Source organism: Agrobacterium sp. RAC06, assembly GCF_001713475.1.
GTDB lineage: Bacteria > Pseudomonadota > Alphaproteobacteria > Rhizobiales > Rhizobiaceae > Allorhizobium.
Window position 1 is genome coordinate 141,726 of sequence record NZ_CP016500.1, and the last position, 24,552, is coordinate 166,277.

Here is a 24,552-nt window from a genome sequence, read left to right on the forward strand (position 1 = left end):
TGGACGGGAGGTAGCCATGCGTGTTGCTCACATGACATCGGCGCATTCGCGCGATGACGTCAGGGTTTTCCTCAAGGAATGCCGCTCTCTGGCGGGAGCGGGCCATGATGTCACGCTCATTGTCGCCGATGGTCTGGGCGATGACGTTTGTTCGCAGGTGGCGATCCGCGACGCGGGTGCGTCTTCCGGGCGCGCAAACCGCATGCTGGGCGCGCCGCGGCGGGTCTACCGCCTGGCGGTCGAAGCCGACGCCGACGTCTATCATCTGCACGACCCGGAGTTGCTTCCATTATGTCCCCTGCTAAAACGCCGGGGCAAGCGTGTCATCTTCGATGCTCATGAGGATGTACCCAAACAAATCCTGGGCAAACATTATCTTCCGCGGATGCTCCGCGGTTCCATCGCGGGGTCGTTCGCGATCTTTGAGCGGTTCATATGCCGCTACACGGACGGTATCATCGCCGCCACGCCGACCATTCGTGAAAAATTCCAGGCGTTTCATTCGCATGTCGAAGACGTGAACAATTTTCCGCTTGTGGGGGAACTTGACCCGCCGAAGCAGCACAAGCTTTCGGGAACAGGCGTCTGCTACATCGGCAGCATTGCCGGCATCCGAGGAATCCGCGAAGTCGTACGCGCGCTCGAGTTGAGCCGGTCTGACGCGCATTTGCTTCTGGCGGGGGGGTTCGCAGAAACGGACACGGAAGCCGAAGTGAGGGCCGCGGCCGGCTGGTGCAAGGTTGAATATTTGGGCATCCTCGGCCGCGAAGGTGTGAAGGAAGTGCTGGCCGGCTCGGTCGCGGGGCTGGTGACGCTCTATCCCACGGCGAATTATCTGGATTCGCTTCCTATCAAGATGTTTGAATATATGGCTGCGGGGATTCCCGTGATTGCCTCCAATTTTCCGCTTTGGCGTGAGATCGTTGACGGCAATCATTGCGGCGTCTGTGTGGATCCAAAGGATCCTGCTGCAATTGCCGCTGCCATCGACGATTTTGTTCTCGATCCGGTGCGCGCCAGCGCCATGGGTGACAACGGGCGCCGGGCCGTCCTCGGTCGATACAATTGGGATAGGGAAGAGAGCAAGTTGCTGGCGTTTTACGGTCGGTTGGAGGCTGCCGGAGCATGAAAAAAATCGTCACCATTCTCGGCGCGCGACCGCAGTTTGTAAAGGCCGGCGTCGTGTCACAGGCGCTAGTTCGCTCCGGCGAGTTCACCGAAGTGCTTGTACACACCGGACAGCATTTCCATCCGAACATGTCGGACGTGTTCTTTTCGGAACTCGGGCTGTCGCAGCCGGCGTACAATCTCGGGATTCATGGAGGCGGCCATGGTTCTATGACGGGGAAGATGCTTGCCGCCCTGGAAGAGGTATTGATTCGCGAGCGGCCGGATATTGTGCTCGTCTACGGTGATACCAATTCCACCCTAGCTGGTGCCCTTGCAGCAGCCAAGTTGCATATTCCGGTGGCTCATGTCGAAGCAGGATTGCGCAGCTTCAACATGGCCATGCCGGAAGAGGTCAACCGCATCTTGACCGATCGCGTGTCCACCTGGTTGTTCGCACCGGGCGAAGCGGCGGCGGAAAACCTGCGTCGGGAAGGCATGCCGGAGGCATCGATCCATGTCGTCGGCGACGTCATGTACGATGTCGCTTTGCAGTTTTCCGAGAAGATCGACGCTTCGGGACGGCAGTTGGCCCGCCTGGGCTTGCAGCAAGGCGGCTATGTCCTGGCGACCATCCATCGTGCCGAAAACACCGACGACGAGAAAAGGCTTCTGACGATCGCAAGCGCTTTCGAGATGATGGCCGCGCAACGCCCTGTGGTTTGGCCGCTGCACCCGCGCACGAGAGCTGTGCTGTCTAGGTTGGGTCGGCTGGACGAAATCTCGCGGCGCCTGCATGTGCTGGAGCCGATCGGTTATCTCGACATGATCCAGCTCGAGAAATACGCCTCTCTCATCGCGACCGATTCCGGCGGCGTGCAGAAGGAGGCCTACTTCTACGGCGTACCCTGTGTGACGCTGCGGAACGAAACCGAATGGAGCGAGCTAATCTCTTCGGGCTGGAATCGTCTCGTTTTGGCCAATGATCCAGCAATGATCGTTGAAGAAATGGGTAAGGCAATGCAATCAAGGGGCAACGCGTTGAGTCTTTTCGGAGATGGCAAGGCCGCTGACATAATTGTTGATCGAATTAGGGTAAAAGGCGGAGGTTAATGCCTAACCTCGGTAAATTCATGCACGAGAAGAAGAAACACCCGACGGGTTGACGTGACAGCCCTACTGGATGGAGGAATATGGGGCTATGCGCTTAGCTGGTTGCAAAAAATCTGCGCGATTTATCTTCTGGTCGTAGGTGTGTATCGGCGCAAGATCTGGATGTCGGTGTTTGCGCTCATCATATTGCTGTTTCTCTTCGGGGTTCTGGCTCAGAAATCGATCCTGTTCGCCGCAGTGGTCGCGCTTGGAATCTTGGCGACGTGGTGGCTTGTTGAAGTTGGCTCGGCGATCGCTCTGGCGTTGGTCGCTCTTTTGCTGGTGGTTTTAGATGTCGGTTATTTCGCCTTCGGGTCGACAGATCTGTATCTCAGCATTTTCACGAGACGGCTTTTCTTCGTTCCTGCCCGCCTTGATTTCGTATATTTTCATTTCTTCGCCGATAAGGCGCCGCTCTACTTCTCGAACGGCTTTATGCGGTCTCTTCTGACGTACCCCTTTGACAAGAATCACACCCTTCTGATCGGGGAGTTTGCCAAGATCGGAGGCGAAGGTACCGCTGCAAACAATGGCTTTCTCGCGACGGGCTACATGCAGCTCGGCTGGGCGGGAACTGTGATCTACCCGGTCATCGTTGCGGCCCTGTGTTGGCTTGCGAAGGTGCTTTCGAAGGGAAATTCGCTCAAGCATGTCGCTGCTGTTTGTTTCTATCCGTTCGCCTCCCTGTTCACCAGCGCCGATCTGCCGACGTCCATCCTGACGCACGGTATCGGCTTGTTGCTTTGCCTGTTGTGGCTTGACAGTTGGGGGCTGCGCGCCCATGGCTCAACGAATGGCCATTCGATTAAATAACATCGCGACCCGGCGTTCATGGCCCGTCGCATTGCCGGCGTTGGCGCCGGTGGGAGTAGCTGACTGAAATGTGTGGCATATTCGGTATCATTTCCGATTCACGCGTCGAGCCGCAGGATCTCGGCTTGCTGGTGACGCATTCGCAGCAGCGCGGGCGGGATTCAAGCGGTCTCGTCACCTTTAACAGCCGTGGTTATCACATCTACCGCGCGGATTATCGCATCACCCGGCTGCTGAGCGAGGTGGGTCCGATAACGAGTTCCATGGTGCTCGGCCACAGCCGCCTCATTACCAATGGCCTTGCCGACAATCAGCCCGTGATTCGCGGCGGAATTGTCGTGCTGCACAACGGGATTGTGGTCAATGACGCATCGATCTGGGAGGTGATCGGCAAGACGCCCGCCCAGACCGTTGACACCGAAGCGATTGCCGCCATTGCCGAAGCACACCTGGAGGCTGGCGGCGCGCTCGAGGACGTGCCGCGCCGCGTACTTGATCTGTGCCGCGGTATCGTCGCTTGTGCAATGTTCGTGCCGCGTCTCGGCAAACTGCTTTTGTTTTCCAACAATGGCAGCCTCTATGTCGGTCGCACGGGAACCACCGTCTATTTTGCGTCCGAAAGCTATCCGCTTACGCAGATCGGTTGCAAAAGCATCGAGCAGGTCATGCGCGACGCGGCGATCATCGATATCCCGACTTCGGCCGCAACCCCGCAAGTGGTGGACAGGCGCGAGCGCAAGACGGATCTTATTCCGACGCTTGGACAGTCGGTGGCCGAGGAGAAACTGCTTAAATACCGGCACCATACGTTGCGGCGCTGTACCCGATGCATTCTTCCCGAGACCATGCCCTTCATCCGCTTCAACAGAGAGGGTGTGTGCAACTATTGCCTCAATTACAAGCCTCGCAACCGTCCGCGTCCGAAGGAGGAATTGTTCCGCCTTGTCGAGCCTTATCGCAGAGCCAAGGGCAACGATTGTATTGTGCCGTTTTCGGGCGGACGCGATAGCTGTTACGGTCTTCACCTGATCGTCAAGGAACTGAGGATGAAGCCCGTCACCTACACTTACGACTGGGGGATGGTGACTGATCTGGGTCGACGCAATATCAGCCGCATGTCGGCTGAACTCGGCGTGGAGAACATCATCGTCGCCGACGACATCGCCAAGAAGCGCGAACATATCGCCAAGAACCTGCGTGCCTGGCTGAAATCGCCGCATCTGGGAATGATCAGCATCTTGACAGCAGGCGACAAGCATTTCTTCCGTCACGTCGAGACTGTCAAGCAACAGACGGGCATCAGTCTGAACCTTTGGGGCATCAACCCCTTGGAAGTGACACATTTCAAGGCAGGATTCCTGGGCGTTCCTCCTGATTTCGAGGAGGAGCGGGTCTATTCGCATGGCGCGATGAAACAGTTGCGGTACCAATATCTGCGTCTGCGCGCGATGCTGCAGAGCCCCGGCTATTTCAACAGTTCTTTGTGGGATACGCTTTCGGGCGAGTATTACCGTAGCTTCACCAAAAAGTCGGACTACTATCACATCTTCGACTATTGGCGCTGGGACGAGAAGACGATCGACCAGACGCTTGCTGAGTACGATTGGGAAAAGGCGCCCGACACGAAGACGACCTGGCGCATTGGCGACGGCACGGCCGCGTTCTACAACTACGTCTATTACACCGTTGCGGGCTTCACCGAGCATGACACGTTCCGCAGCAACCAGATTCGCGAAGGTGATCTCAGCCGCGAAGAGGCGCTAGACATGGTTCTCGACGAAAATGCGCCGCGCTACCCCAATATAAAGTGGTATCTCGATGCGGTTGGCGTGGATTTCACCGACGCCATACGGACGGTCAACACCATTCCTGCGATGTACTAACGCGCCATGGCCTGTATCTGGTACCTTTCCAAATATGTCGCGCCGCCTGCCAAAGCCAGCGCGGGCGGACGCGGCTACCTGATCATGTGCGAACTGGCCCGCATGGGCCATCGCTGTGTGGTCATTACCTCTGACTCCAACATGTTGACCGAGGTCCCGAAGCTTGAGGAGGCCTATCTGCGGCAGGACGTTGACGGCCTCGAGCTCTGGTGGGTGCGCACCTTGAAATACCAGTTCGCCAAGTCGTCCCGGCGCATCCTAAGCTGGCTAGACTTCGAATGGCGGCTGTGGCGTATGCCGAAGGCGTCTCTTCCACGGCCTGACGCCATCATTGTTTCCAGTCTGTCTCTGCTGACAATCCTCAATGGCTTTCTGCTGCGTCGCCGGTACAAGTGCCGCCTGGTCTTCGAGATCCGCGATATCTGGCCGCTTACGATCGTTGAAGAAGGCGGTTTCAGTCCGCGCAATCCGTTGGTGCGCCTGCTCGGCTTCGTGGAGAAGTTGGGTTATCGCCATGCAGACGCCATCGTCGGTACCATGCCCAATTTGGCTGAGCATGTCCGCGAAGTGCTCGGGCGGTCGCGACCTACCTTCTGCATCCCGATGGGTGTTGACGAGGCGGCCTTGGAGGCTGGAGAGCCTCTGCCGGAGGCCTATGTGGCGCAGCATATGCCGCAAAGCCCTTTCGTCGTGGCACATGTTGGCAGCATTGGTATTACAAACGCGTTGGATACGTTCCTCGAATGCGCAGCGTCGATGCAAGACAGGCCGGACATTCATTTTCTCCTGGTCGGGGAGGGCGATCTGCGCAAGCGCTATCAGTCCCTCTACGGGCACCTGCCAAACCTTACCTTCGCGCCGCGTGTGCCGAAGGCTATGGTCCAGTCCGTGTTGTCACGGTGCGATCTCGTCTATTTCGCGGTCCACAAGTCGGCGGTCTGGCGCTTCGGCCAGTCGCTTAACAAGATCATCGACTATACGGTTGCCGGAAAGCCCATTGTCGCTTCCTACACCGGCTACCCGTCCATGATCAACGAAGCCGGCTGCGGGACCTATGTCCCCGCCGGCGATCTCAAGGCGCTGAAAGCCGAAATCGCGCGATATTCCGCAATGGACCCGCAAACGCGCAAAGAGATCGGGCGGCGCGGTCGGGAATGGATTCTCGCGAACAGGCGTTATGCCACGCTTGCAAGAAATTATGAAACCGTCCTCGGACTTGAAACTCCCTCTCTTACTGAGGGCCGTTGAGATGAAGAGAACCTTCGATGTGTTCGTTGCCCTTCTCGTCCTGATCGTCCTTTGCGTGCCCATGGTCTTTCTCGCCATTCTGGTGAGAGTAGGTCTTGGCGGCCCGGTTCTGTTCCGGCAGGTCCGGCCAGGACTTCACGGTCGGCCGTTCACCATGGTCAAGTTCCGCAGCATGACGGATGAGCGCTCTGCGGACGGAACACTCCTTCCGGACGTGCAACGTTTGACATCGCTTGGGCGATTCCTGCGTGCGTCGAGCCTGGATGAGCTGCCGGAGCTCTGGAACGTTTTGAAAGGCGAAATGAGCCTTGTGGGGCCGCGGCCTCTTCTGATGGACTACCTCTCGCTCTATACGCCCGAGCAAGCGCGCCGCCATAATGTCCGCCCGGGCATCACCGGCTGGGCGCAGATCAACGGTCGCAATGCGATCAGCTGGGAGGACAAGTTTGCACTCGATGTTTGGTATGTCGATCATCAAAGCATGGCACTTGACCTGCGTATACTCTGGCTGACCGTGGCCCGGGTGCTCGCCCGTAAAGGCATCAATGCGGAAGGCGAAGCAACGGTGAGCCGATTTACGGGGAGCGGATCATGAAGAGGCTTGCGCTGCTCGGAGCGAGCGGCCACGGGAAGGTGGTCGCCGATGCGGCGCTCAGCGCGGGCTGGACGCATGTGGACTTCTTTGACGACAGCTGGCCCGGGCACCGGGAAAACGGTCCCTGGCCGGTGGTCGGGACGAGCGCAGCGCTACTTGAACGCCTGAAGGACTACGACGGCGTGACTGTTTCGATCGGCAATTGCGCAATACGTTGGAAAAAACAATGCGAGCTCGAGGCAGCCAGCGCTGCCCTGGCGACCGTCGTTCATCCCGCCGCGTCCGTGAGTCGGCATGCCGTTCTCGGAGCCGGCACTGTGGTTTTGGCCGGCGCCGTCGTCCAGATCGATGCTTCCATCGGACCTGCAGGGATTATCAACACCGGTGCAACGGTGGATCACGACTGCAGACTTGCCCACGCCGTGCATGTCGCGCCCGGTGCAAACCTCTCCGGCGGCGTCACGGTTGGCGCTTGCAGCTGGATTGGCGTGGGTGCGGCGGTCAGGCAGGGCATTGCGATCGGTTCACAGGTCCTGATCGGCGCGGGCGCTGTCGTTGTTCGCGCAATTCCCGACGGTCAGACATTGATCGGCAATCCCGCTCGCCGCATGTGCGGCGAAACCTCCTAACTGAGGCATCGACATGCTCAACATCCCCTTTTCCCCCTGGCCCAGCTTCAGCGAGGAAGAAGCTGACGCAGTCCGTCAGGTGGTCTTGTCCAACCGGGTCAATTACTGGACAGGCACGGAAGCGCGTGAATTCGAGAAGGAGTTCGCGGCCTGGTGCGGTACGGCCCATGCCATAGCTCTGGCGAACGGGACTGTAGCGCTCGACCTCGCGTTGAAGGCGCTGGAAATAGGGCCGGGCGACGAAGTGGTCGTAACGCCACGCACATTCATCGCAAGCGTCTCCTGCGTCGTGAATGCCGGCGCAGCGCCGGTCTTCGCCGATGTCGAGCCAGATAGCGGAAACGTCTCGGCCGCGACGATCGCCGCAGTGCTGACACCGCGGACCAAGGCCGTCATCTGCGTCCATCTGGCCGGTTGGCCATGCGATATGGATTCGATCATGGCGCTCTCGGCACAGCGCGGCTTCAAGGTGATCGAGGACTGCGCGCAGGCACACGGTGCACGCTATAAAGGCCGCAATGTCGGAAGCATCGGGCATATCGGCGCCTGGAGCTTTTGTCAGGACAAGATTATCACGTCGGGCGGCGAAGGCGGGATGGTGACCACTGACGACGAGGCGCTGTGGCGGGTGATGTGGGCCTTCAAGGATCATGGCAAGAGCTTCGAAGCCGTGTACGAGCGGTCCCATCCGCCCGGCTTTCGCTGGCTCCACGAGAGCTTCGGCACAAACTGGCGTATGCTCGAGACGCAGGCGGTGATTGGACGGATCCAACTGCGGCGGCTGGCGGACTGGCGCAAAGCCCGCACGGCGAATGCCGAGCGAATTCGGGCTGCATGCCGCCGCTTCCAGGTCGTCGAAGTTCCGATCCTGCCCGAAGGCAGCGAGCATGCCTTCTACAAGTGCTATGTGCATGTCAGGCCGGACAAGCTCGCGCCCGGCTGGAGTCGGGATAGGATCGTCGAAGAAATCGTGGCGCTCGGTGTTCCATGCTACCAAGGCACTTGCTCGGAGGTCTATCTCGAGAAGGCGTTCGACGGTACCGGTTCGCGCCCACCGTCGCGCTTGGCCGTGGCGCGGTCCTTGGGAGAAACCAGCATGATGTTTCTCGTTCATCCGACCCTGACCGAAGCCGAGATCGACCTGACCTGCCGGGTAGTCTCGGAAGTGCTGACCCGGGCCGAGGCGGGCTGACGTCAATGGGCCATCAGTGCCTTGACATGCTCCGCAATCGCAAGTGATGCGGTAAGTCCGGGCGATTCAATGCCGAAGAGATGGATAAGGCCGTTCACACCGTGGTCCTGCGGGCCCGTGATGCGGAAGTCCTGTTTGGCCACGGAGGGAGGCACAATCTTGGGCCGGATGCCGGCATAGGCCGGAACCAGGCAACCGTCCGGGAGTTCCGGCCAATAGCGTCTTATGGCGGCGTAAAAGCCTGCCGAACGGCCGGGATCGACGCTGTAGTCGATGGACGGCACCCATTCTACGTCCGGCCCAAATCGGGCTTGGCCGGCTAGATCGAGCGTCAGATGCGTCCCCAGTCCCCCCGGGACTGGAACCGGGTAGATCAGATGCGAAAATGGCGCGCGCAGGCCCGATAGGGAGAAATAATTGCCTTTGGCGAAATAGGTCTCCGGAACTGCCGATTCCGGAAACCCGCTGATCGCCCCTGCCACGGCAGGCGCGCGCAACCCCGCGCTGTTGATCAACCATCGGCAGGCAAGCTTGATCGGCTGATCGCCCCCCACTTGGACGGTCAGCGCGTGCCCCGCTTCGGCGGCGCCGAAAGGGGAACGCCAGGCAAAAACCGCACCCTGATCCTCGGCCTGGCCGATCATCGCCTGCATGAAGCCGTGGCTATCGACGATGCCTGTCGAAGGCGAATGCAGCGCCGCGATCGCCGAAAGCTTCGGCTCGATCTGCCGAAGCTGTTCCCGCGCGACCATCGTGATATCGCCGACTCCATTGTCGGCGGCGTGCGCGGCAATCAGTGGAAGTCTTGCCGCCTCGTCTTCGTTCGTGGCGACGATGAGCTTGCCGCACGCCTTGTGTTCGACGCCGAAATCGCGGCAGAAGTCGTACAGGCGATTTTTCCCCTCCACGCAAAGCCTGGCCATCAGACTGCCCTTCGGATAATAGATGCCGGCGTGAATGACCTCGCTGTTGCGCGAAGAGTTTCCACTTCCGAAACTGTCTTCAGCCTCAAGAACAATGACCTCGCGGCCCGCTTGCGCCAAGCTCCGGGCAATCGCAATCCCGACGACTCCGGCCCCGACAACGATGCATTCGACAGTTTCCAAAGTTCCTCTCCGGCCATGTTTGAGGCAGCTTTGTTGCGCGGCCTGCGCGGCAGAAGTAGACGATTTTGCTGGACTTGCAACACGCCGGTCGACAGGACAGGGCGCGATCGTCGCTGCGCGCAGAAAGAAGACTTGACCGGTCCATCTCCGATCAGTCCGGTTTTCCAAACCTCCGGGGGGCTGCGAAGGCTTGCTTTTTGAGCGGTTGAAGTCCAAATAGGCGCGATGTTCGGACGCTGGCGGGGTGGTTCGAACCCGTGGGCTCCTCGGCCTCCTGATCACACAAACGACTTGAGAAACTGATGCCAGTACTTATAACGGGAGGAGCTGGCTATATCGGCTCACACATGTGCTGGCACTTGGTAGATCAGGGCCAACAGATCGTCGTTATTGATAGATTAAGCACGGGTTTCAGTTGGTCCCTGCCCAAAAATGCAGAGTTGATTATTGGTGATGTTGCTGACCAGCGCTTAGTGGAAGACACAATCAAGCGGAACAATGTTGATTCAATCATTCATTTTGCAGGCTCCGTAGTAGTGCCGGAATCCGTAGCCGATCCCCTTTCTTATTACAGAAACAACGCTGTTGCTTCTATGTTGCTTATTGAAAGCGCTGTGCGCTGCTCGGTACGCAATTTTATATTTTCATCAACCGCCGCGGTGTACGGAGACAGTGCATTGCCACTTGTCGCTGAGGATACACCGCTTAGGCCGCAGTCTCCGTACGCCAGTTCGAAAATGATGACCGAGATGATGCTGTCCCACGCGGCAGCTGCGCACAACTTGTCATACACGATACTACGATACTTCAATGTCGCGGGGGCTGATGCGCTGCTTCGGACCGGGCAATCTACTCGTGGAGCTACGCACCTGATCAAAGCCGCAGCAGAAGCTGCCGTCGGCAAGAGAAGTCACCTGTGCGTTTATGGTAGTGACTATCCTACGAGAGACGGAACCTGTGTCAGAGACTTCATTCATGTCAGCGATCTTGTTGAAGCCCACTCCCTAGCTCTTGAAAGGCTCCGCGCCGGGGGAGGAAACCTTACGCTGAATTGTGGCTACGGCAAGGGCTACACTGTATTTGAGGTAATTGCTGCCGTGAGGAGACACGCACAGTTCGATTTCAGCACAGTAGTACAAAATCGGCGTCCGGGCGATATTGTATCTGTCGTCGCCGACACATCAAAGATCCGAGCAGAACTGGGCTGGAAACCGAAAAAAAATGACCTGGACAAAATCGTCCAGGATGCGATCGGTTGGGAGAGTAAGCTAGCTCACCAAGACGGTCAGAAGTGACACAAATGTGAAATGGAGCCTATTTTGCACTTGTGTTCACTGTATGAAACGAAATGGATTATGATTGTGCTTGCTCCGGTCACGGTGATCACGACTTACTTGTTGTGGTATCCGGGAGCGTTGTCGTTTGATAGCTTTGGGCAGCTTTCGCAAGCACGTAACGGAGTCTTCAGCGATGGGTGGCCGCGACTTTTTTCGCTGCTGTGGGGATACCTTGATAGTGGAGTTGCCCCTTAAAGACCGGACAGGATCAGGTTTCTGTTTGACGGTTTAAGAACTGACGAGGCGACCGATACCCTAGGCCCTGTTGACAAAGTGGATTCCCAAATCAGCGGAAGCGCGGTTCAAGGTTGTCTTTTAGGAGGCGGTTTTGGCTCGCAGCGACCTGACGGATATGGAATGGCGGATCATCGAGGGACTGTTGCCCACCGAACGCGGCAGGAAGTCCCGGCCAGCGCACGATAATCGGCAATATCTATATGGCATGTTGCGTGTTCTTCGGGTCGGCTGCCCCTGGCGCGACATGCATGAGCGCTACGGAAATTGGAATTCGGTCAATGTGCGCTTCCGCCGTTGGGCCGAGCAGGCCCACGCCCGAGCAGACGGTCAGGGCAGCCCTCTTGGCTTCGTCCTGACATGCGGCGAGGTTTCGGACTATAACGCCGTTCCAGAGTTGCTGGCGATACCGGTCGGCAAACTGAGGCTTTTCCTTGCTGACAAAGCCTACGATGGTGATTTCCTGCGCGAGGAACTCCTGATCCGTGGGATCAGGCCGGTCATTCCGCCGAAGGCCAACCGGAAGAACCCACCTGCCTGCGACTACCAGGCTTACAAGGATCGAAATCGCATCGAGCGGATGCTCAACCGCCTCAAACAGTTTCGGCGCGTCGCGACCCGATACGACAAGACCCGAAAATCCTTCGCAGCATTCCTTGCCCTGGCCGCCGCAAAGATATGGTTGCCATACTTTATCAACACGACCTAGAAATGCACCGCCAATGTCAAACGCTCGCTTAAAAAGCATTGATGAGTGATCCAAAATAAATCTGCGGAACCCGATGAGCGGGTCTTTACGGCAAGTTACCAAAAATCGGCAGCGCTGAAAGCAGACGCTACTCGCGAAAGTGGCCAAGAGTCTTATCCTTCCCGCTGGCTATAGCGACCTGCGGGATGATGATCGCATTTATCTGCCTCGGTGATACATAGTGGTCGCTGGTTTGTCGTGCTGCGAGGCGGGGTCTATCTCAACGCTTGGATAGAATACAGCGTCTCACGGGCAACGGTATTCCACGTTCTCAGCGTCGGCCTCGCCTCGTTGATGCGCTTCCGAAGCTCATGATTGAATGTGATATCCGCCGCTAGCTTCTCTATGATCTGTGCAAGACGAGATGCGTCATCAGGCTGGAAGTAAATTGCCAGATCCTCGCAGACCTCTTGCAATGCTTCCGCTGTCGAGCAGATTGCCGGGGTTCCGCACCAGAGCGCTTCGCCTGCCGGCAGTCCCCAGCCTTCCAGCTTGCTCGGCATCACCAGAGCAAGTGCTCCTTTATAGAGCTTCACAAGATCAGTCTGGTTGGGATTATCGATGAAAATCAGCTTTTCCTGAATGTCCCTGAAAGCTGGCCTTGATGCATAGCGACGTAGGCGCTTTCTGTGGGAGCCGGCAATCACGAGCTGCGGCACGGGCTTGCCGTTCGCATGCAGTTGCCGCAGGGCCTCCAACACGACCTCGATGTTCTTTCGGCCGAGATTAAGGGCAACTGTCAGGATATAGGGTTCTGTCGGTATAGAGACCTCTGGCGGTTCGGTTCCATCAGGACAGTGGTGGACAAGTTGCACCACACTGACGGGGCCGCGCGGTTTCGGCAGGATGCCCTTTTCGACGAAGCTTTGGAGCTCTTTGGCGGTGAAGTTCGAGTTCGTCAGGATCTGACTGGCCCGCTCGATCAGGAACCGGTTGTCGGCCAGGAAGTTCCGGTCGAGCTTGCGAAAGCGTTTCGTCGCCCCATCATGAAGTGGCATGAAATCGTGCAGCAAGGGGACGATGGCCGCTTTCGATCCTCTCTCACGGAGCACCCTCACCATGTCCACGATCAGCTTCGGCCGGGCTGCGGAGAAGAAGGTGCCATGTTCGATTGCAACGGGTTTCAGATGTCCGGCATGTTTCAACCAGTTGTCCCTGTTTTTCTTCGGCGTCATCAGGTTCAAGAGGCGAAAGATGATTGGCAGGATGGGGTTCTTGCCGAAATACGACCTAACCCATTTCTGGCCCACGTCCTTCGGTAGATCAAACTCTGGGCTCCCGTCCTCTCGCTTTTGCCAGTTGACTTCGTAGAATTCCTGCGTGCCGAAGGAGAAGACAACGAAGCGGATGTCTTCGCTGAGCAAGGCAGCTTCTCGGCCGATTTCGTGGACGGTTCGGGCAATCCCGTAATACTGCGTGCGCTTCCCCGATGTGGAGAGCAGCGCCTCTGTCAGATCGAAATAAAGAAGGCCGGTCAAGTGGGTGCTCTTTCCTGCATGCTGTTCGACAGGGCATAGAGTACACCGCAGAGCAGACAGAAGTAGTGCGTATAGAATTTCAGGTTCAGGAATGAATCGAACATCATCGCAATGCCCCAGAAGAGCGACACTCCGGTCGTCAGGAGTATTCTATCGGCAGTCGACAGACCTTTGGAAACAAACCACGGGATCGCAAGGAAGATCAGGCCAAGCACAAGTTGGAGCAATCCACCGGTTACGAGCCAGGTGAGGTACTGATTGTGATTGTGCTCGAAGCCGTATTTCGCGTGTATCAGTTTCTGAAGATAGAGTGAGCCATGACCAAATACGGGGTTCTCTTGGATTGCCGTCAGCGACGTCTCCCACATGGCGAGTCGAAGTCCGATGGAAGCATCATCGGTGACTTCTGTCGATTGGTTTGGCTCGGACGAAGTTGCAGCTGCTGGCTCGGAGTTATTCGAAGTTTGCACCGCTTCTGGTGCCGTTGCCCCATGCGATGGGGAGTTGTTTTCCTCATAAGCGGCTGTGAGCTGCGAGCTCATCCTTATCAAGGTCTCGACTGTCGAGGAGAAGCGGCTGGCTGGTCCGCAATCCGTTGCTAGGCCTATGAGAGCGGAGACCACCGCCCCCACGATTGCCGCTGTGGCCACATGATAGAGCCGTGGCGTGCTTTTTCTAAAGGAATGCAGGATGCTCAGGAGTGCAAGTACGCCGAAAACGCCAACTTGGGCCACTGCGACGCCGCGGGAGCCGGTATAAGTCGTGGAGACGACGATGCTGAGCGCGAGCAATCCAACGCGAACCCAGCGCTCGCGCTCGGCTAACCTTTCCCACCCGACCAGACAGATGAATGTGATTGTCGAGAACAAGAGAGCAGGGATAAAGGGCCAAGGAGCCAGGCCCCGCACGCGGCAGGCATCCCTGATCCCGGCAAACATCATATAGGACAAGACGGTGAAGCAGGCGACGAGCAGCCAGGGCATCAGCCTGCGGAACAGAGAGGCCAAATCTCTAAACTGCAGGCTCCGCACCAAGCCAACGGCGAGCATGGCAATCGCGATGGAATAGGATTCCAAGCTTGGATTGACCGGACGGGGATCTGTAGCCTCAAGTCCTGTAAAGAAGAAAAGGACATACAGGCTATATGCGAAGTAGGTGCCGAATGGGGCGAGCAGCGTCCAGATCGACACGCGATAGTGCCTGTTCTTAAGCGCGTGCAACAAGAATGGGATGGGCAGAACGCCAGCAACGACGAGAAGAGGCGTCACCTTGCTGCCGAGAAACAATGCAACGGCAAGCCCTGTGAGAAACAGAATGTCCGAGGCATGCCACAAGCGGTCGATATGGGTCTTCATGGTCCCGTTCCAGAAATCTAAGAGGCTTGAAGGACGAGAGGGGCAGCTATGGTGCCGGCTCTAAACATCCCGCTACGCTTGCTCAAGCACGAAGTGCATAGGCCAATCTTACAAAATCATCCCGTAGCCTTCGGGCATAGGTCCCGAGGCGTTTCCATTTCGGGAACTTGACGGAGCGGTAGATGTCGCGTGTCGCAATTGTCGTGCCGCCGCGCGCTATGTTCGCCACGTTCTTTCGTGTCGTGTAAACTAGCGAACCATGGTCCCAGCCACGTTCGAGGGCCGCGTCCCAAGGGTAGCGCATGACCGTCAGGTGTTTGATCAGGAGCGCGGCCCCCCGGCGAGACACCGCATAACAGGCGGATGAACCAAGCGGTCCATGAATGGCGCGACCGATCTCGTCGCCTAGGCTTGATGTGTTGGTCCTTTGGAAACCGACGACCCGGTGGTTGAAGAACTTGATCACGTCGGCATCCGGAACCGCTTCAAATGCCGCGTGTACGCGATCCTTGAGGTCTGCGCTCAGTTCTACATCATCTTCTATTATGAGTGCGGTATCGTCGTTCGTTGCGAGGAATGCGTTGAGCGCCTTGATGTGGCTTCGATAGCAACCGTATTCGCCGGCGAGCATCAGGCGGCCGGTATTGCGGCGGAATGCTGCATCGTCGATTGCCTCCCGTTTCGTTTCCGGCGTCAACTTGCCATCGACTGCAGAGACGCGGGTGAGGGGCAAGCCTAGCGCGGTGGCTCGTTTAGCCAGGACTTCCCAACGGTCGGTCGATCGATCCAGATTGATCGCAAGAATTGCGACGCTCATGTGCTTATGTCCTCATTCTTATCTGAAAAGAAAGTAAGGGGAGACGTTGATGCCGGTGTCTTTTCGAACGCGCTCGGCGAAGAGAGCGACGTGCTTCACCTCGGTATTGGTCGGCGCAATGATCGAAATTCTTTTTGAAGACACAGTGCGGGCCTACCGACGCTTCAAGGGGAAAAGCATGGTTTTGGCGCAGATGCCAGCTCGATTTCGTCCCAGCGTTTCGGACTGACTGCGCATGCTCATTCTTAGGCCACCCCGTCTCAGCTTTTAAGCGCATCCCTCTATCCCGGAGGCTCGGTAGCATCTGGGCGCTGATGCAGCAACAGGCTGTGGGCATCTTGCCTGTTGAGCACGTTTGATCGTCGTCTCGCTGACCTTTGGGATCGGTCGCTGCGGTCTCAGTCGTCACGATAGTGGCTATGGCCTTCAAATCTGTCGCAGGTGCCAGTCCCGCCATCATGTGGAGGAGTGGTGAGCCGATGACCTTGGCAGAGTCGATCACCACGTCCAGGCGTTTCGCAAAATCCGCCTTGCGTTCGGGAAGGGCCGCCATGCCGCGTTCGCCGGCTACCCAGTCACCGGGCGGGATTTTGAAAAGTGCCTGTACAAAGCCAGCGGTCTCAAGCCGTTCTGCGACAACCTCGGCCGGGTATTCACAGGGAAACAGATACTCCACGGCCTTAAATCAGCATTCGGCCGCCGCTGCGAAGCGATCGAGGAAAAGCATCTCGGTGAACATCATTGACAGGTTGGCCGCAAACTGGGGCATATCAGTGTTTCTCCTCCAGGCCGTAAACTCAAGGCCAGCATTCTTTGCCAGCTAGCGCGCCAACCAGACGGCGTCGTCCTCGTCCCGCTCATCGGCCTCGAGCTGTGGTCGACAACTGGACGCAACGCTCGCGGTCAGCGAGGTCAGCTCTTTTGGCAAGAGCGAAATGCATGCCGAGACCCTCGCGGGAAAATTGCCGCTTTGCCCTATCATGACGACGTGCTGACCATGTACCCGCAAGACCAAGACCGCAGTTCTTGATCTTGCGCCCGCAATTCACACCATGCCCAGGTCGTGGAAGGAAGAGTGCAGCGCTCTATCAGCCGGCGAGAAGCGATTGGCCGCAAAATTGTGCTGGTGCCAATAGGGGTAGATGTAATCGGGCCGGCTCACCAGGTTGAGGCGAGACAATTCCTGATCGGAGAGGGTAAGGCTTGTTGCAGCGATGTTATCGCGGAAATGGTCCTGGCTTAAACCGCCCACGACGACTGTCGAGATCGCCGGGCGCGACAGCGTCCATGCGAGGCTCACCTGAGCGACCGAAACGCCCCTCTCGGTCGCGATCTCCTCCAGCACATCGATGATGGCCCAAAGCCGTTCCTTGTCGCGGATTGGTGGCTCGCTCCAGCCTTGAGCCTGGCGTGACTGCTCCGGCTCCCTGTTGCGCGCAAAGGCGCCCGACAGAAGCCCGGCAGCAAGCGGGCTCCAGACCATCACCCCGAGCCCTTGGTCAACCGAGAGCGGCAGGAGTTCATATTCTGCCTCGCGCGCCTCGAGCGTATAGTGGATCTGCTGCGTGACAAACCGCGCCATCCCCTTGTTTTCCGAGATCTGCAGGGCTTTCATAATGTGCCATCCGGAATAGTTCGAACAGCCAATGTAGCGGATCTTGCCCTGCTCGCGCAGCGTATGCAGCGCTTCTAGCGTCTCGTCGAGTGGCGTCAGGCCATCCCATTCATGCATGAAATAGATGTCGATATGGTCTCGCTTCAGTCTCTTGAGCGAGCGTTCGCACTCTCTGATGATATGATAGCGGGAGGCCCCTTCGTCATTGGGGCCGTCGCCGATCCTCATGCGGGCCTTGGACGAAATCAACACGTCATTGCGCTTGGAGCCCAAGGCTTCGCCGAGAATTTCCTCCGAGCGTCCGAGCGAATACATGTTGGCCGTGTCAAAAAGATTGACCCCAAGATCGATACAGCTGTCGATCAGCCGGCGCGCTTCCTCAACGCCTTGGGTTGCCACCTTGGCAAATCCGCCGACACCTCCGAAGGAAAATGTGCCCATGGAAATGGCCGACACCTTGAGACCCGAACGGCCGAGCATTCGATACTGCATTTGATCCTCCTCCTTCTCAGTCACCCGACATGCGCGACAGGCGTAGCAATCCGGCAATCTGGTCCATGCCAAGCTCAGGGCTTGTCAGATAAGGTCGATGGTGTTGCCCCGCTTGAAGGGCGCGCGCCATGGACGCCTGAGCCAGCACAACGAGCTCGACCTCGCTTGAGAGTGTCGCATAGGCCTCCTGCACCAGGAGGTCATGACCTTCTTGGTCGCCGCTTTTCAGCCGCGCGAATGCCTCGTTTACAAGCCGTGAGACGAATTTGCATTGGCGGCCCATTCGCTTGCCCGTGCCTTCCAGGAGCCGCGTGGTCGGGTCGAGCGTGGTTGGCAAGGTCGCCAGAATGCCGATCGTCGAGGCCTGATTGACGGCTTGTTCCGCCATGCCTCTGTCGATCCGAAAAAGCGGTGTTGCGGTCTTTGCGGCCAAGGCGTCGACGACCTCGCCGAGTGTCGAGCAGGTGACGATGATGGCGCTGCTTCCATCCTCCTCAGCTTTGTGCACATGTCTCGTGAGACGGTCGAAAACCTCCTGGCTCACATGGCCATTGGCAATCACATTTGAGAGCAGGCTCTCCTCCACGACCGATGCGATCTGCCAGCCCGGCAGTCTTTCTGCTGCAAGCACGGCAAAGACGGGTTCCAATGTCTTGACCGTGTGAATGAAGGTCAGCTTGCGGGGCTGCGGCATAGGTGGCTTGCCCTTTGTTGGGTCCTTGATTTGGCCATTCGTCTCGCTGGTCATTGCGCGGGGATCTGCTGCTTTGCGGCACGGGTCTTGCTGCGCTGCATGAGCTTCTCGTGGCTTCCGCGTAAGACGAGATCGGCCCCGACCTGGATCTTGACCGCCGGCTGAGGCTCTGTCGAATTGATGAGATCATCGAGAATGGTGACGGCGAGATAGCCGATCTTTCGTTTCGAGACCTCGATCGTTGTCAGGCCCGGATCCATCGTCGCACTCTGGGGCAGGTTGTCGAAGCCGATGATCGAGACGTCATCCGGGATGGTCAGCCCATGCTCGCGCAAGGCGCGGATGAAGCCATAGGCGATGATATCATTGGTGCAGAAATAACATTCAGCCAGGTCTAGGCCGTCGGCCAATAGCTGGCGCGTATCGCTATAAGCGCCGTCATAGGTCGATTCCACAGAGAGAATATCGGCCGGGTCGACCGACAGCCCGAGCCGCGCCATGTTCTTGAAAAAGGCATCGCGGCGAAGCTTGAAATTCGTCGTCTCGACATGCGAAGCCACAAAGCCGATCCGTCGGAAGCCCTGCTGATGAAAGCGCGACAATACCTTGTAGACGGCGTCCTCATTGTTCATGTCGACGAAATTGGCGTCGATGACATCGAAGAACGTATCGATGAAGACCGTCGGATATCCAAGTCCCTGGATCAGCCGGATGTCGGCCTCGGTCAGTTCTGTGCCAAGTGCCACGACACCCGAAATCGGCGCTCCGGCAAGCGATTCCGCAACCGAACTGATTGGCTGACCTTCGAAGCTGACCACTTCGAGCGTGTAGTTGCGCCTGGTAGCCTCAGCCGACATGCCATCGATATAGTCTGAAATGAAGACGCTGTGGTCGCGATTGACGGTATGGCCATGCTTGGCAATCTTTAAGAAGCGGAGCGTCTCGCCCGGCTCACTGGTCGATTTGCTGGCCCTTGGCACATAGTTCAGACTTGCCACGGCTTCGAGAACCTTGGCGCGCGTGACGCCTGAGATGTCACCCTTGCCGTTCAAGACGAGAGACACGGTCGCTGCAGAGACGCCGGCGGCCTCCGCGATGTCTCGGATCGTCAGGTTCTTGCCGTTCTTCATCGCTGTCCCGAATGCTGCATCTGCGAGATAATTTACTAAACAGTATGTCCGTTAAGCCGGATGTTTACGGCAATTGCGACCGGTTCGCAATCGGATTTGCGGGCAGAATAGGGCTTGTCACCGGGTTTCCGCTTTGCTAGCGTTTAGTGAAGTCGAGAAACGTTCACTAAACATGGGAGGAGACCATGCGGCGAACCGACGGCCAATTCATGATGCTTGTCGTCATGAACGCCATGCTGCTTGTTGCTGGAGTGGTGATCTCTGGCGGCTCCTTTTTGTCACTGTTCAATCTTCAATCCATGGCTGGTCAGGTCCCAGAAATCGGACTTTTGGCCGTCGGTGTCATGTTGGCCATGTGTGCCGGCAATGGCGGCATTGATCTCTCGGGCATTGCGCTTGCCAATCTCTCAGGCGTCGTTTCTGCGGTCTTGATGGTGTCGATCCTCGGGCCGGCTTCCGATCCCACCACATTCAGCCTGGGCTTCATGCTTGGCTGCCTTCTGGTCGGCTTTGCAGGCGGACTCTTCAACGGCTTTTTGATTGCCCGCTTCTCCATCACGCCCATCCTGTGCACGCTCGGCACACAGATGGCGTTTATGGGCCTTGCCATTGTCGTTTCTCAAGGACGTGCCGTGACTGTTGGCAGTCCGGAACTTTTGTCGAGCCTTGGCAACGACATGCTGTTTGGCGTGCCGATCAGCTTTGTCATCTTCATCGTCGTCGCAACCCTGATTGGCGCCGTGTTGAAGTTCACGCCCTTTGGTCTTTGGCTGATGTTGATGGGGACGAACCCCAAGGCTGCGACCTTTGCCGGCTTCCCGAAAAACGGTGTGATCCTCGCAACCTATGCCCTGTCTGGAACCTTGTCGGGTCTCGCCGGCATCATCATTGCGGCTCGCAACGTCAACGTGAAGTTCGACTATGGCAGCTCTTATCTGCTGATCGCCATCCTGATCGCGGTGATGGCGGGTGTTCGCCCCGAAGGTGGCTATGGCCGGGTTGTCTGCGTGGTCTTGAGTGCGATCGCTCTCCAGCTGATGTCGAGCCTTCTGAACTTCGGCGGTCTTTCCAACTTTGTCCGAGATTTCGCCTGGGGAGCCCTGCTGCTCACCTTCCTGGCTGTCGGTCGCTACGACGTGATGGGGTTCCTGGCCCCAACGCGTCGCTCTGAAGATCCTTCGGCGTCTGTCCCTCAATCGCCGAAGTAACAAAGCGAGGGAAAATTTGTGGAGGAAAGCATGAACTCGTTTGCCAAAAAAATGATGCTCGGCACAGCACTTGCAGCCGTCACGCTGGGAGGCTCGGTCGGCGTGCTCGTGGCCCAGGAAAAGCCGGTGATCGCAACCGTGGTCAAGATCAGCGGTATCCCGTGGTTCGATCGCATGAATACCGGCGTGGTTGCCTTCCAGGAAGCCAATGCTGATCTCGTTGCAAGCCAGAGCGGTCCGGCGACCGCCGACTCGGCCCAACAGCTGCAGATCGTCAATGACCTCGTCGCCAAGGGCGTCAACGCGCTTGCCGTCGTTCCGATGGATCCCGCCGTGCTTGAAGGCACACTGCAGCGCGCCATGGAACGTGGTATTGTTGTCGTCACCCATGAGGCCGACAACCAGATCAACACCAATGCCAATGTCGAAGCTTTCGACAACGCCGATTATGGTGCCGCACTCAACGAGCGACTTGCCGAATGCATGGGCAAGGAAGGCAAGTGGACGACATTCGTCGGTTCGCTTGGCAGCCGCACCCACATGCAGTGGGTCGGTGCGGGCGAAGAAAACGCCAAACAGTATGCAGGCATGCAGCTCGTTGATGCCAACAACGAGTCCTTCGACGATGCCAATGCGACCTATGAAAAGGCCAAGGAAATCCTGCGCAAGCATCCCGACATCAAGGGTTTCCAGACCTCTGCCGGCAATGACGTACTCGGTGTTGGTCGCGCGATTGACGAAGCCGGTCTGAGCGGCAAGGTCTGCCTCGTCGGCACAGGCCTGCCGAACCCCTCGGCTGATCTGCTGGAATCCGGCGCAATCACCGCAATCGGTTTCTGGGATCCGCAAAAGGCCGGCATGGCCATGAACACGATCGCCAAGCTCCTGCTTGAAAAGAAGGAGCTCACCGATGGCATGGATCTGGGTGTCCCCGGCTATGAAAAGGTGACCGTCAAGCAGGGCGCCGGCCAGGGCTTGCTGGTCGTCGGCAACGGCATGGTTCTCGCCGACAAGGCGACCTACAAGGACTTCCTGTTCTGATCCTTTGAGTGAGCCGTGACCGGGAGATCGCTCTCCCGGTCATACCGCCGCAGCGTGAACCCGCCTGCGGATAAAATGAGGATCCATTTCCCGTGGTCGCAATGCAAAGAAGCGTTGAGCAGCCGGCAGAGCTGCTCAGATTGAACAATGTCGAGAAGTGGTTTGGCGGTGTGCATGCGCTCAGGGGCATCAACCTGACGCTTGCCCGAGGCCAAGTCTATCACCTTCTGGGTGAAAACGGCTGTGGCAAGAGCACCGTCATCAAGATCATGTCCGGTGCGCATCCGCCGTCTGCAGGTGAGATCGTGCTTGAAGGCCAGAGTTATGCCGCTCTAACCCCGATCCAGTCGCTCGCAGCCGGGATTGAGACCGTCTATCAGGATCTCTCGCTATTGCCCAATCTGACGGTCGCTGAAAATGTAGCGCTAACCGAGCAGCTCGTATCGTCTGGCGGACGACTGGCGCGCCTTTTTAACCGCAGCCAGATGCAGGAAACGGCAGCACGCGCGCTTGCAGCAGTCGGCCTGCCCAACGACCGCCCCTTCCTGCAGGAAATCGTCTCAGATCTGCCGCTTGCATCGCGGCAATTGGTGGCGATTGCGCGTGCCATCGCCACACGGGCAAAGCTTGTCATCATGGATGAGCCGACGACCTCCCTGACCAGGCGGGAAGTCGACAACCTGATCGAAGTCGTCGAGCGCCTGCGGCTTGAGGGCGTAACCGTGCTCTTCGTCACCCACAAGCTCGAGGAATGCTACCGGATCGGCGGCAACGCCATCGTTTTTCGCGACGGGAAATGCGTGGCGCAAGGTCCGATCGCAAGCTTCACCAAGGATGACCTCTCCGAATTGATGACCGGGCGGCAGATCACCGCCACCCGCTATCGTGAGGGACGTGCCGACGGCGAAGCCTTCTTTGAGGTCGACGGGCTGCGTACCGACAATGTCGAAGGCGTAACGCTTGCCTTGCGCCGCGGAGAGATCCTCGGCGTCACCGGTCTTGCCGATTCCGGTCGCAACGAACTTGCCATGGCGCTTGCCGGTGTCATGGCGGTCGGGCGTGGCAAAATGCTGATCGATGGGACGGAGGTGCGACTGAATTCTCCCTCGGACGCCATCAGACACGGTATCGGCTATGTCCCGGAGGATCGCCTCGCAGAAGGTCTGTTTCTCGACAAATCCATTCTCGACAACGAGATCGCTCTGATCCTTCGGGATCTGACGAATGGTATTGGCGTCATTGACCGCGAGCGGGCGAGGGGACTTGCCGATGATCTCTCGGCGCAGATGCGCCTGAATACGATGAATATCGACCTGCCGGTCGGCTCGCTTTCGGGCGGCAACCAGCAGCGTGTCCTGATCGGTCGCTGGCTGAGCATCCGCCCGAAGCTTCTCATCCTGCATGGCCCAACCGTGGGTGTCGATGTCGGATCAAAGGACACGATCTACAAGGTGATCCAGTCCCTGTCTCAATCCGGCATGGGGCTGATCATCGTCAGTGACGATCTGCCGGAGCTCTTGCAAAACGCAGACCGGATCATCGTCATGAATGGAGGCCAGATCGTTTCAGAATTTGAAGCAGACAAGGCGTCTGAAGACGATCTCTACCGGGCGATGCTTGGCAGTGAAAAGGGGGGTGAACAATGAATGCGACCAAAGCCGAGACGGCCCCTTCGTCAAAATCTGCGCGCTCCTTCAGTCTGGGCAATCTGATACGTCGACGCCCCGAGACGATCACTTTCGCGCTTCTCGTGACCATCTGCATTGCTGTTTCGATTGCCAATCCGGCCTTTCTTCAGCCGTCGACCCTGATCGATATCGGCCGTGCAAGCGTCGTCATGGGGCTCTTTGCGCTCGGCGTCTTTGTCATTCTGGCAGCCGGCGGCATCGATGTCTCCTTTACCGCGATTGCAGCCTTCACCATGTATTCGGTGACCCTTTTGGTGCAGAGCTATCTGCCTGGGCTTCCCATCGTTGTGATCATACTGATCGCGATGGCAGGCGGTGTCCTCCTCGGCGTGATCAACGGCCTTCTCGTTCACCATTTGCGTGTTCCCTCCCTGATCGTGACGATCGGCACCCAGTATCTGTTTCGCGGATTTCTTCTGTCCTTCATCGGCACCGTCTGGATCATGTCGCTGCCGCCACAGATGGGGGCATTCGGGCGGATGCCACTTCTGCAGTTCGAGACCGCAAATGGTGCCCTCGTCACCTTGCCCTTCTATTTCCTCGTGCTTCCAGCCGCCGCCATCCTGACCTGGTGGATTTTGAATCGGACGCTGATGGGGCGGGCAATCTTCGCCGTGGGCGGCAATGCCAATATCGCCGAGCGCCTGGGCTACAGTCTTCGTACCGTGCATCTGTTCGTCTTCGGCTATGCCGGTGCTTTAGCGGGCCTTGCGGGTATCATTCATGTCTGTGCCAACCGTCAGGCAAACCCCTTTGATCTGGTTGGCACGGAAATCAACGTGATTGCTGCCGTCGTCCTGGGCGGCGCTCGCATTACCGGCGGGACCGGTACGGTTCTCGGTACCATTCTCGGCGTCCTCCTGGTCGTGGTCATCAACAGCGTCCTGGTTCTCGTCGGCATCCCAAGCACCTGGCAGCGACTGGTCGTCGGCAGCTTCATCCTGCTGGCCGCTGCCTTCTTCGTCACGCGTCAGCGCAAAAAGTAACAGT

The 24,552-nt window shown here is 57.9% G+C and carries 21 protein-coding genes; 14 read left to right on the forward strand and 7 right to left on the reverse strand.

Annotation, left to right across the window (positions count from 1 at the left end):
• Positions 1–16: 16 nt before the first annotated feature.
• The 8 genes from BSY240_RS22655 (at position 17) to BSY240_RS22690 (ending at position 8,619) form a co-directional block, all read left to right on the forward strand.
• Positions 17–1,129: a glycosyltransferase family 4 protein gene (locus BSY240_RS22655; protein ID WP_069044193.1), complete on the forward strand. Its 1,113-nt coding sequence runs from the start codon at positions 17–19 to the stop codon at positions 1,127–1,129.
• Complete coding sequence (gene wecB, locus BSY240_RS22660) at positions 1,126–2,220, forward strand: non-hydrolyzing UDP-N-acetylglucosamine 2-epimerase (RefSeq protein WP_069044194.1); 1,095 nt, start codon at positions 1,126–1,128, stop codon at positions 2,218–2,220. Before BSY240_RS22655 ends, wecB begins: the two co-directional genes overlap by 4 nt.
• A 54-nt stretch (positions 2,221–2,274) precedes the next feature.
• Complete coding sequence (locus BSY240_RS22665) at positions 2,275–3,072, forward strand: hypothetical protein (protein WP_150127578.1); 798 nt, start codon at positions 2,275–2,277, stop codon at positions 3,070–3,072.
• Between the two features lie 131 nt (positions 3,073–3,203).
• Complete coding sequence (locus BSY240_RS22670; RefSeq protein ID WP_236759418.1) at positions 3,204–4,955, forward strand: hypothetical protein; 1,752 nt, start codon at positions 3,204–3,206, stop codon at positions 4,953–4,955.
• A gap of 6 nt (positions 4,956–4,961) precedes the next feature.
• Positions 4,962–6,203: a glycosyltransferase family 4 protein gene (locus BSY240_RS22675; protein ID WP_069044197.1), complete on the forward strand. Its 1,242-nt coding sequence runs from the start codon at positions 4,962–4,964 to the stop codon at positions 6,201–6,203.
• 1 nt (position 6,204) lies between these two features.
• Entirely contained in the window at positions 6,205–6,798 is a 594-nt protein-coding gene (locus BSY240_RS22680; protein WP_069044198.1) for a sugar transferase, read from the forward strand.
• Positions 6,795–7,427, forward strand: a complete 633-nt coding sequence (locus BSY240_RS22685; protein WP_069044199.1) for an acetyltransferase — start codon at positions 6,795–6,797, stop codon at positions 7,425–7,427. The genes BSY240_RS22680 and BSY240_RS22685 overlap by 4 nt, the downstream gene beginning before the upstream one ends.
• 13 nt (positions 7,428–7,440) lie before the next feature.
• Positions 7,441–8,619: a DegT/DnrJ/EryC1/StrS family aminotransferase gene (locus tag BSY240_RS22690; RefSeq protein WP_069044200.1), complete on the forward strand. Its 1,179-nt coding sequence runs from the start codon at positions 7,441–7,443 to the stop codon at positions 8,617–8,619.
• A 2-nt stretch (positions 8,620–8,621) separates the two neighbouring features.
• Here BSY240_RS22690 and BSY240_RS22695 read toward each other — a convergent pair whose 3' ends face one another.
• A complete protein-coding gene (locus BSY240_RS22695) occupies positions 8,622–9,725 on the reverse strand; it encodes an NAD(P)/FAD-dependent oxidoreductase (RefSeq protein WP_069044201.1) in 1,104 nt (367 codons plus the stop codon).
• 302 nt (positions 9,726–10,027) lie between these two features.
• Between BSY240_RS22695 and galE the strand changes: the two genes are divergently transcribed.
• Positions 10,028–11,020, forward strand: coding sequence for a UDP-glucose 4-epimerase GalE (gene galE / locus BSY240_RS22700; protein ID WP_069044202.1), 993 nt, complete (start codon positions 10,028–10,030; stop codon positions 11,018–11,020).
• A 370-nt stretch (positions 11,021–11,390) separates the two neighbouring features.
• A complete protein-coding gene (locus BSY240_RS22705; protein ID WP_069044203.1) occupies positions 11,391–12,005 on the forward strand; it encodes an IS5 family transposase in 615 nt (204 codons plus the stop codon).
• Positions 12,006–12,259: 254 nt separating this feature from the next.
• On the opposite strand, the gene BSY240_RS22710 is transcribed toward BSY240_RS22705, so the two are convergent.
• From BSY240_RS22710 to BSY240_RS22745, 6 genes are all read right to left on the reverse strand, one after another.
• A complete protein-coding gene (locus BSY240_RS22710; protein ID WP_069044204.1) occupies positions 12,260–13,522 on the reverse strand; it encodes a glycosyltransferase family 4 protein in 1,263 nt (420 codons plus the stop codon).
• A complete protein-coding gene (locus tag BSY240_RS22715; RefSeq protein WP_069044205.1) occupies positions 13,519–14,877 on the reverse strand; it encodes an O-antigen ligase family protein in 1,359 nt (452 codons plus the stop codon). Before BSY240_RS22715 ends, BSY240_RS22710 begins: the two co-directional genes overlap by 4 nt.
• A gap of 82 nt (positions 14,878–14,959) precedes the next feature.
• A complete protein-coding gene (locus tag BSY240_RS22720; protein WP_069044206.1) occupies positions 14,960–15,694 on the reverse strand; it encodes a glycosyltransferase family 25 protein in 735 nt (244 codons plus the stop codon).
• 1,045 nt (positions 15,695–16,739) lie between these two features.
• Positions 16,740–17,801 (reverse strand): aldo/keto reductase, encoded by a 1,062-nt coding sequence (locus BSY240_RS22735; RefSeq protein ID WP_069044208.1) that lies wholly within the window; start codon positions 17,799–17,801, stop codon positions 16,740–16,742.
• A gap of 16 nt (positions 17,802–17,817) precedes the next feature.
• Positions 17,818–18,549: an aspartate/glutamate racemase family protein gene (locus BSY240_RS22740; RefSeq protein WP_236759413.1), complete on the reverse strand. Its 732-nt coding sequence runs from the start codon at positions 18,547–18,549 to the stop codon at positions 17,818–17,820.
• A complete protein-coding gene (locus BSY240_RS22745; RefSeq protein ID WP_069044209.1) occupies positions 18,546–19,625 on the reverse strand; it encodes a LacI family DNA-binding transcriptional regulator in 1,080 nt (359 codons plus the stop codon). Before BSY240_RS22745 ends, BSY240_RS22740 begins: the two co-directional genes overlap by 4 nt.
• A gap of 185 nt (positions 19,626–19,810) precedes the next feature.
• Between BSY240_RS22745 and BSY240_RS22750 the strand changes: the two genes are divergently transcribed.
• From BSY240_RS22750 to BSY240_RS22765, 4 genes are all read left to right on the forward strand, one after another.
• Positions 19,811–20,833: an ABC transporter permease gene (locus BSY240_RS22750; protein ID WP_069044210.1), complete on the forward strand. Its 1,023-nt coding sequence runs from the start codon at positions 19,811–19,813 to the stop codon at positions 20,831–20,833.
• A 30-nt stretch (positions 20,834–20,863) separates the two neighbouring features.
• Entirely contained in the window at positions 20,864–21,874 is a 1,011-nt protein-coding gene (locus BSY240_RS22755; RefSeq protein ID WP_069044211.1) for a substrate-binding domain-containing protein, read from the forward strand.
• 101 nt (positions 21,875–21,975) lie between these two features.
• Positions 21,976–23,520 carry a sugar ABC transporter ATP-binding protein gene (locus BSY240_RS22760; RefSeq protein WP_069044212.1) on the forward strand — a complete coding sequence of 515 codons (1,545 nt, stop codon included), beginning with the start codon at positions 21,976–21,978 and terminating at the stop codon, positions 23,518–23,520.
• Positions 23,517–24,548: an ABC transporter permease gene (locus tag BSY240_RS22765; RefSeq protein WP_069044213.1), complete on the forward strand. Its 1,032-nt coding sequence runs from the start codon at positions 23,517–23,519 to the stop codon at positions 24,546–24,548. Before BSY240_RS22760 ends, BSY240_RS22765 begins: the two co-directional genes overlap by 4 nt.
• Positions 24,549–24,552: the final 4 nt, after the last annotated feature.

Excerpts from the sequence above, each read along its gene's own strand:
- BSY240_RS22655 (WP_069044193.1), top strand. The coding sequence starts at position 17 with ATGCGTGTTGCTCACATGACATCGGCGCATTCGCGCGATGACGTCAGG.
- wecB (WP_069044194.1), top strand. The coding sequence starts at position 1,126 with ATGAAAAAAATCGTCACCATTCTCGGCGCGCGACCGCAGTTTGTAAAG.
- BSY240_RS22675 (WP_069044197.1), top strand. The coding sequence starts at position 4,962 with ATGGCCTGTATCTGGTACCTTTCCAAATATGTCGCGCCGCCTGCCAAA.
- BSY240_RS22680 (WP_069044198.1), top strand. The coding sequence starts at position 6,205 with ATGAAGAGAACCTTCGATGTGTTCGTTGCCCTTCTCGTCCTGATCGTC.
- BSY240_RS22685 (WP_069044199.1), top strand. The coding sequence starts at position 6,795 with ATGAAGAGGCTTGCGCTGCTCGGAGCGAGCGGCCACGGGAAGGTGGTC.
- BSY240_RS22690 (WP_069044200.1), top strand. The coding sequence starts at position 7,441 with ATGCTCAACATCCCCTTTTCCCCCTGGCCCAGCTTCAGCGAGGAAGAA.
- galE (WP_069044202.1), top strand. The coding sequence starts at position 10,028 with ATGCCAGTACTTATAACGGGAGGAGCTGGCTATATCGGCTCACACATG.
- BSY240_RS22715 (WP_069044205.1), bottom strand. The coding sequence starts at position 14,877 with ATGAAGACCCATATCGACCGCTTGTGGCATGCCTCGGACATTCTGTTT.
- BSY240_RS22720 (WP_069044206.1), bottom strand. The coding sequence starts at position 15,694 with ATGAGCGTCGCAATTCTTGCGATCAATCTGGATCGATCGACCGACCGT.
- BSY240_RS22735 (WP_069044208.1), bottom strand. The coding sequence starts at position 17,801 with ATGCAGTATCGAATGCTCGGCCGTTCGGGTCTCAAGGTGTCGGCCATT.
- BSY240_RS22740 (WP_236759413.1), bottom strand. The coding sequence starts at position 18,549 with ATGACCAGCGAGACGAATGGCCAAATCAAGGACCCAACAAAGGGCAAG.
- BSY240_RS22745 (WP_069044209.1), bottom strand. The coding sequence starts at position 19,625 with ATGAAGAACGGCAAGAACCTGACGATCCGAGACATCGCGGAGGCCGCC.
- BSY240_RS22750 (WP_069044210.1), top strand. The coding sequence starts at position 19,811 with ATGCGGCGAACCGACGGCCAATTCATGATGCTTGTCGTCATGAACGCC.
- BSY240_RS22755 (WP_069044211.1), top strand. The coding sequence starts at position 20,864 with ATGAACTCGTTTGCCAAAAAAATGATGCTCGGCACAGCACTTGCAGCC.
- BSY240_RS22760 (WP_069044212.1), top strand. The coding sequence starts at position 21,976 with ATGCAAAGAAGCGTTGAGCAGCCGGCAGAGCTGCTCAGATTGAACAAT.
- BSY240_RS22765 (WP_069044213.1), top strand. The coding sequence starts at position 23,517 with ATGAATGCGACCAAAGCCGAGACGGCCCCTTCGTCAAAATCTGCGCGC.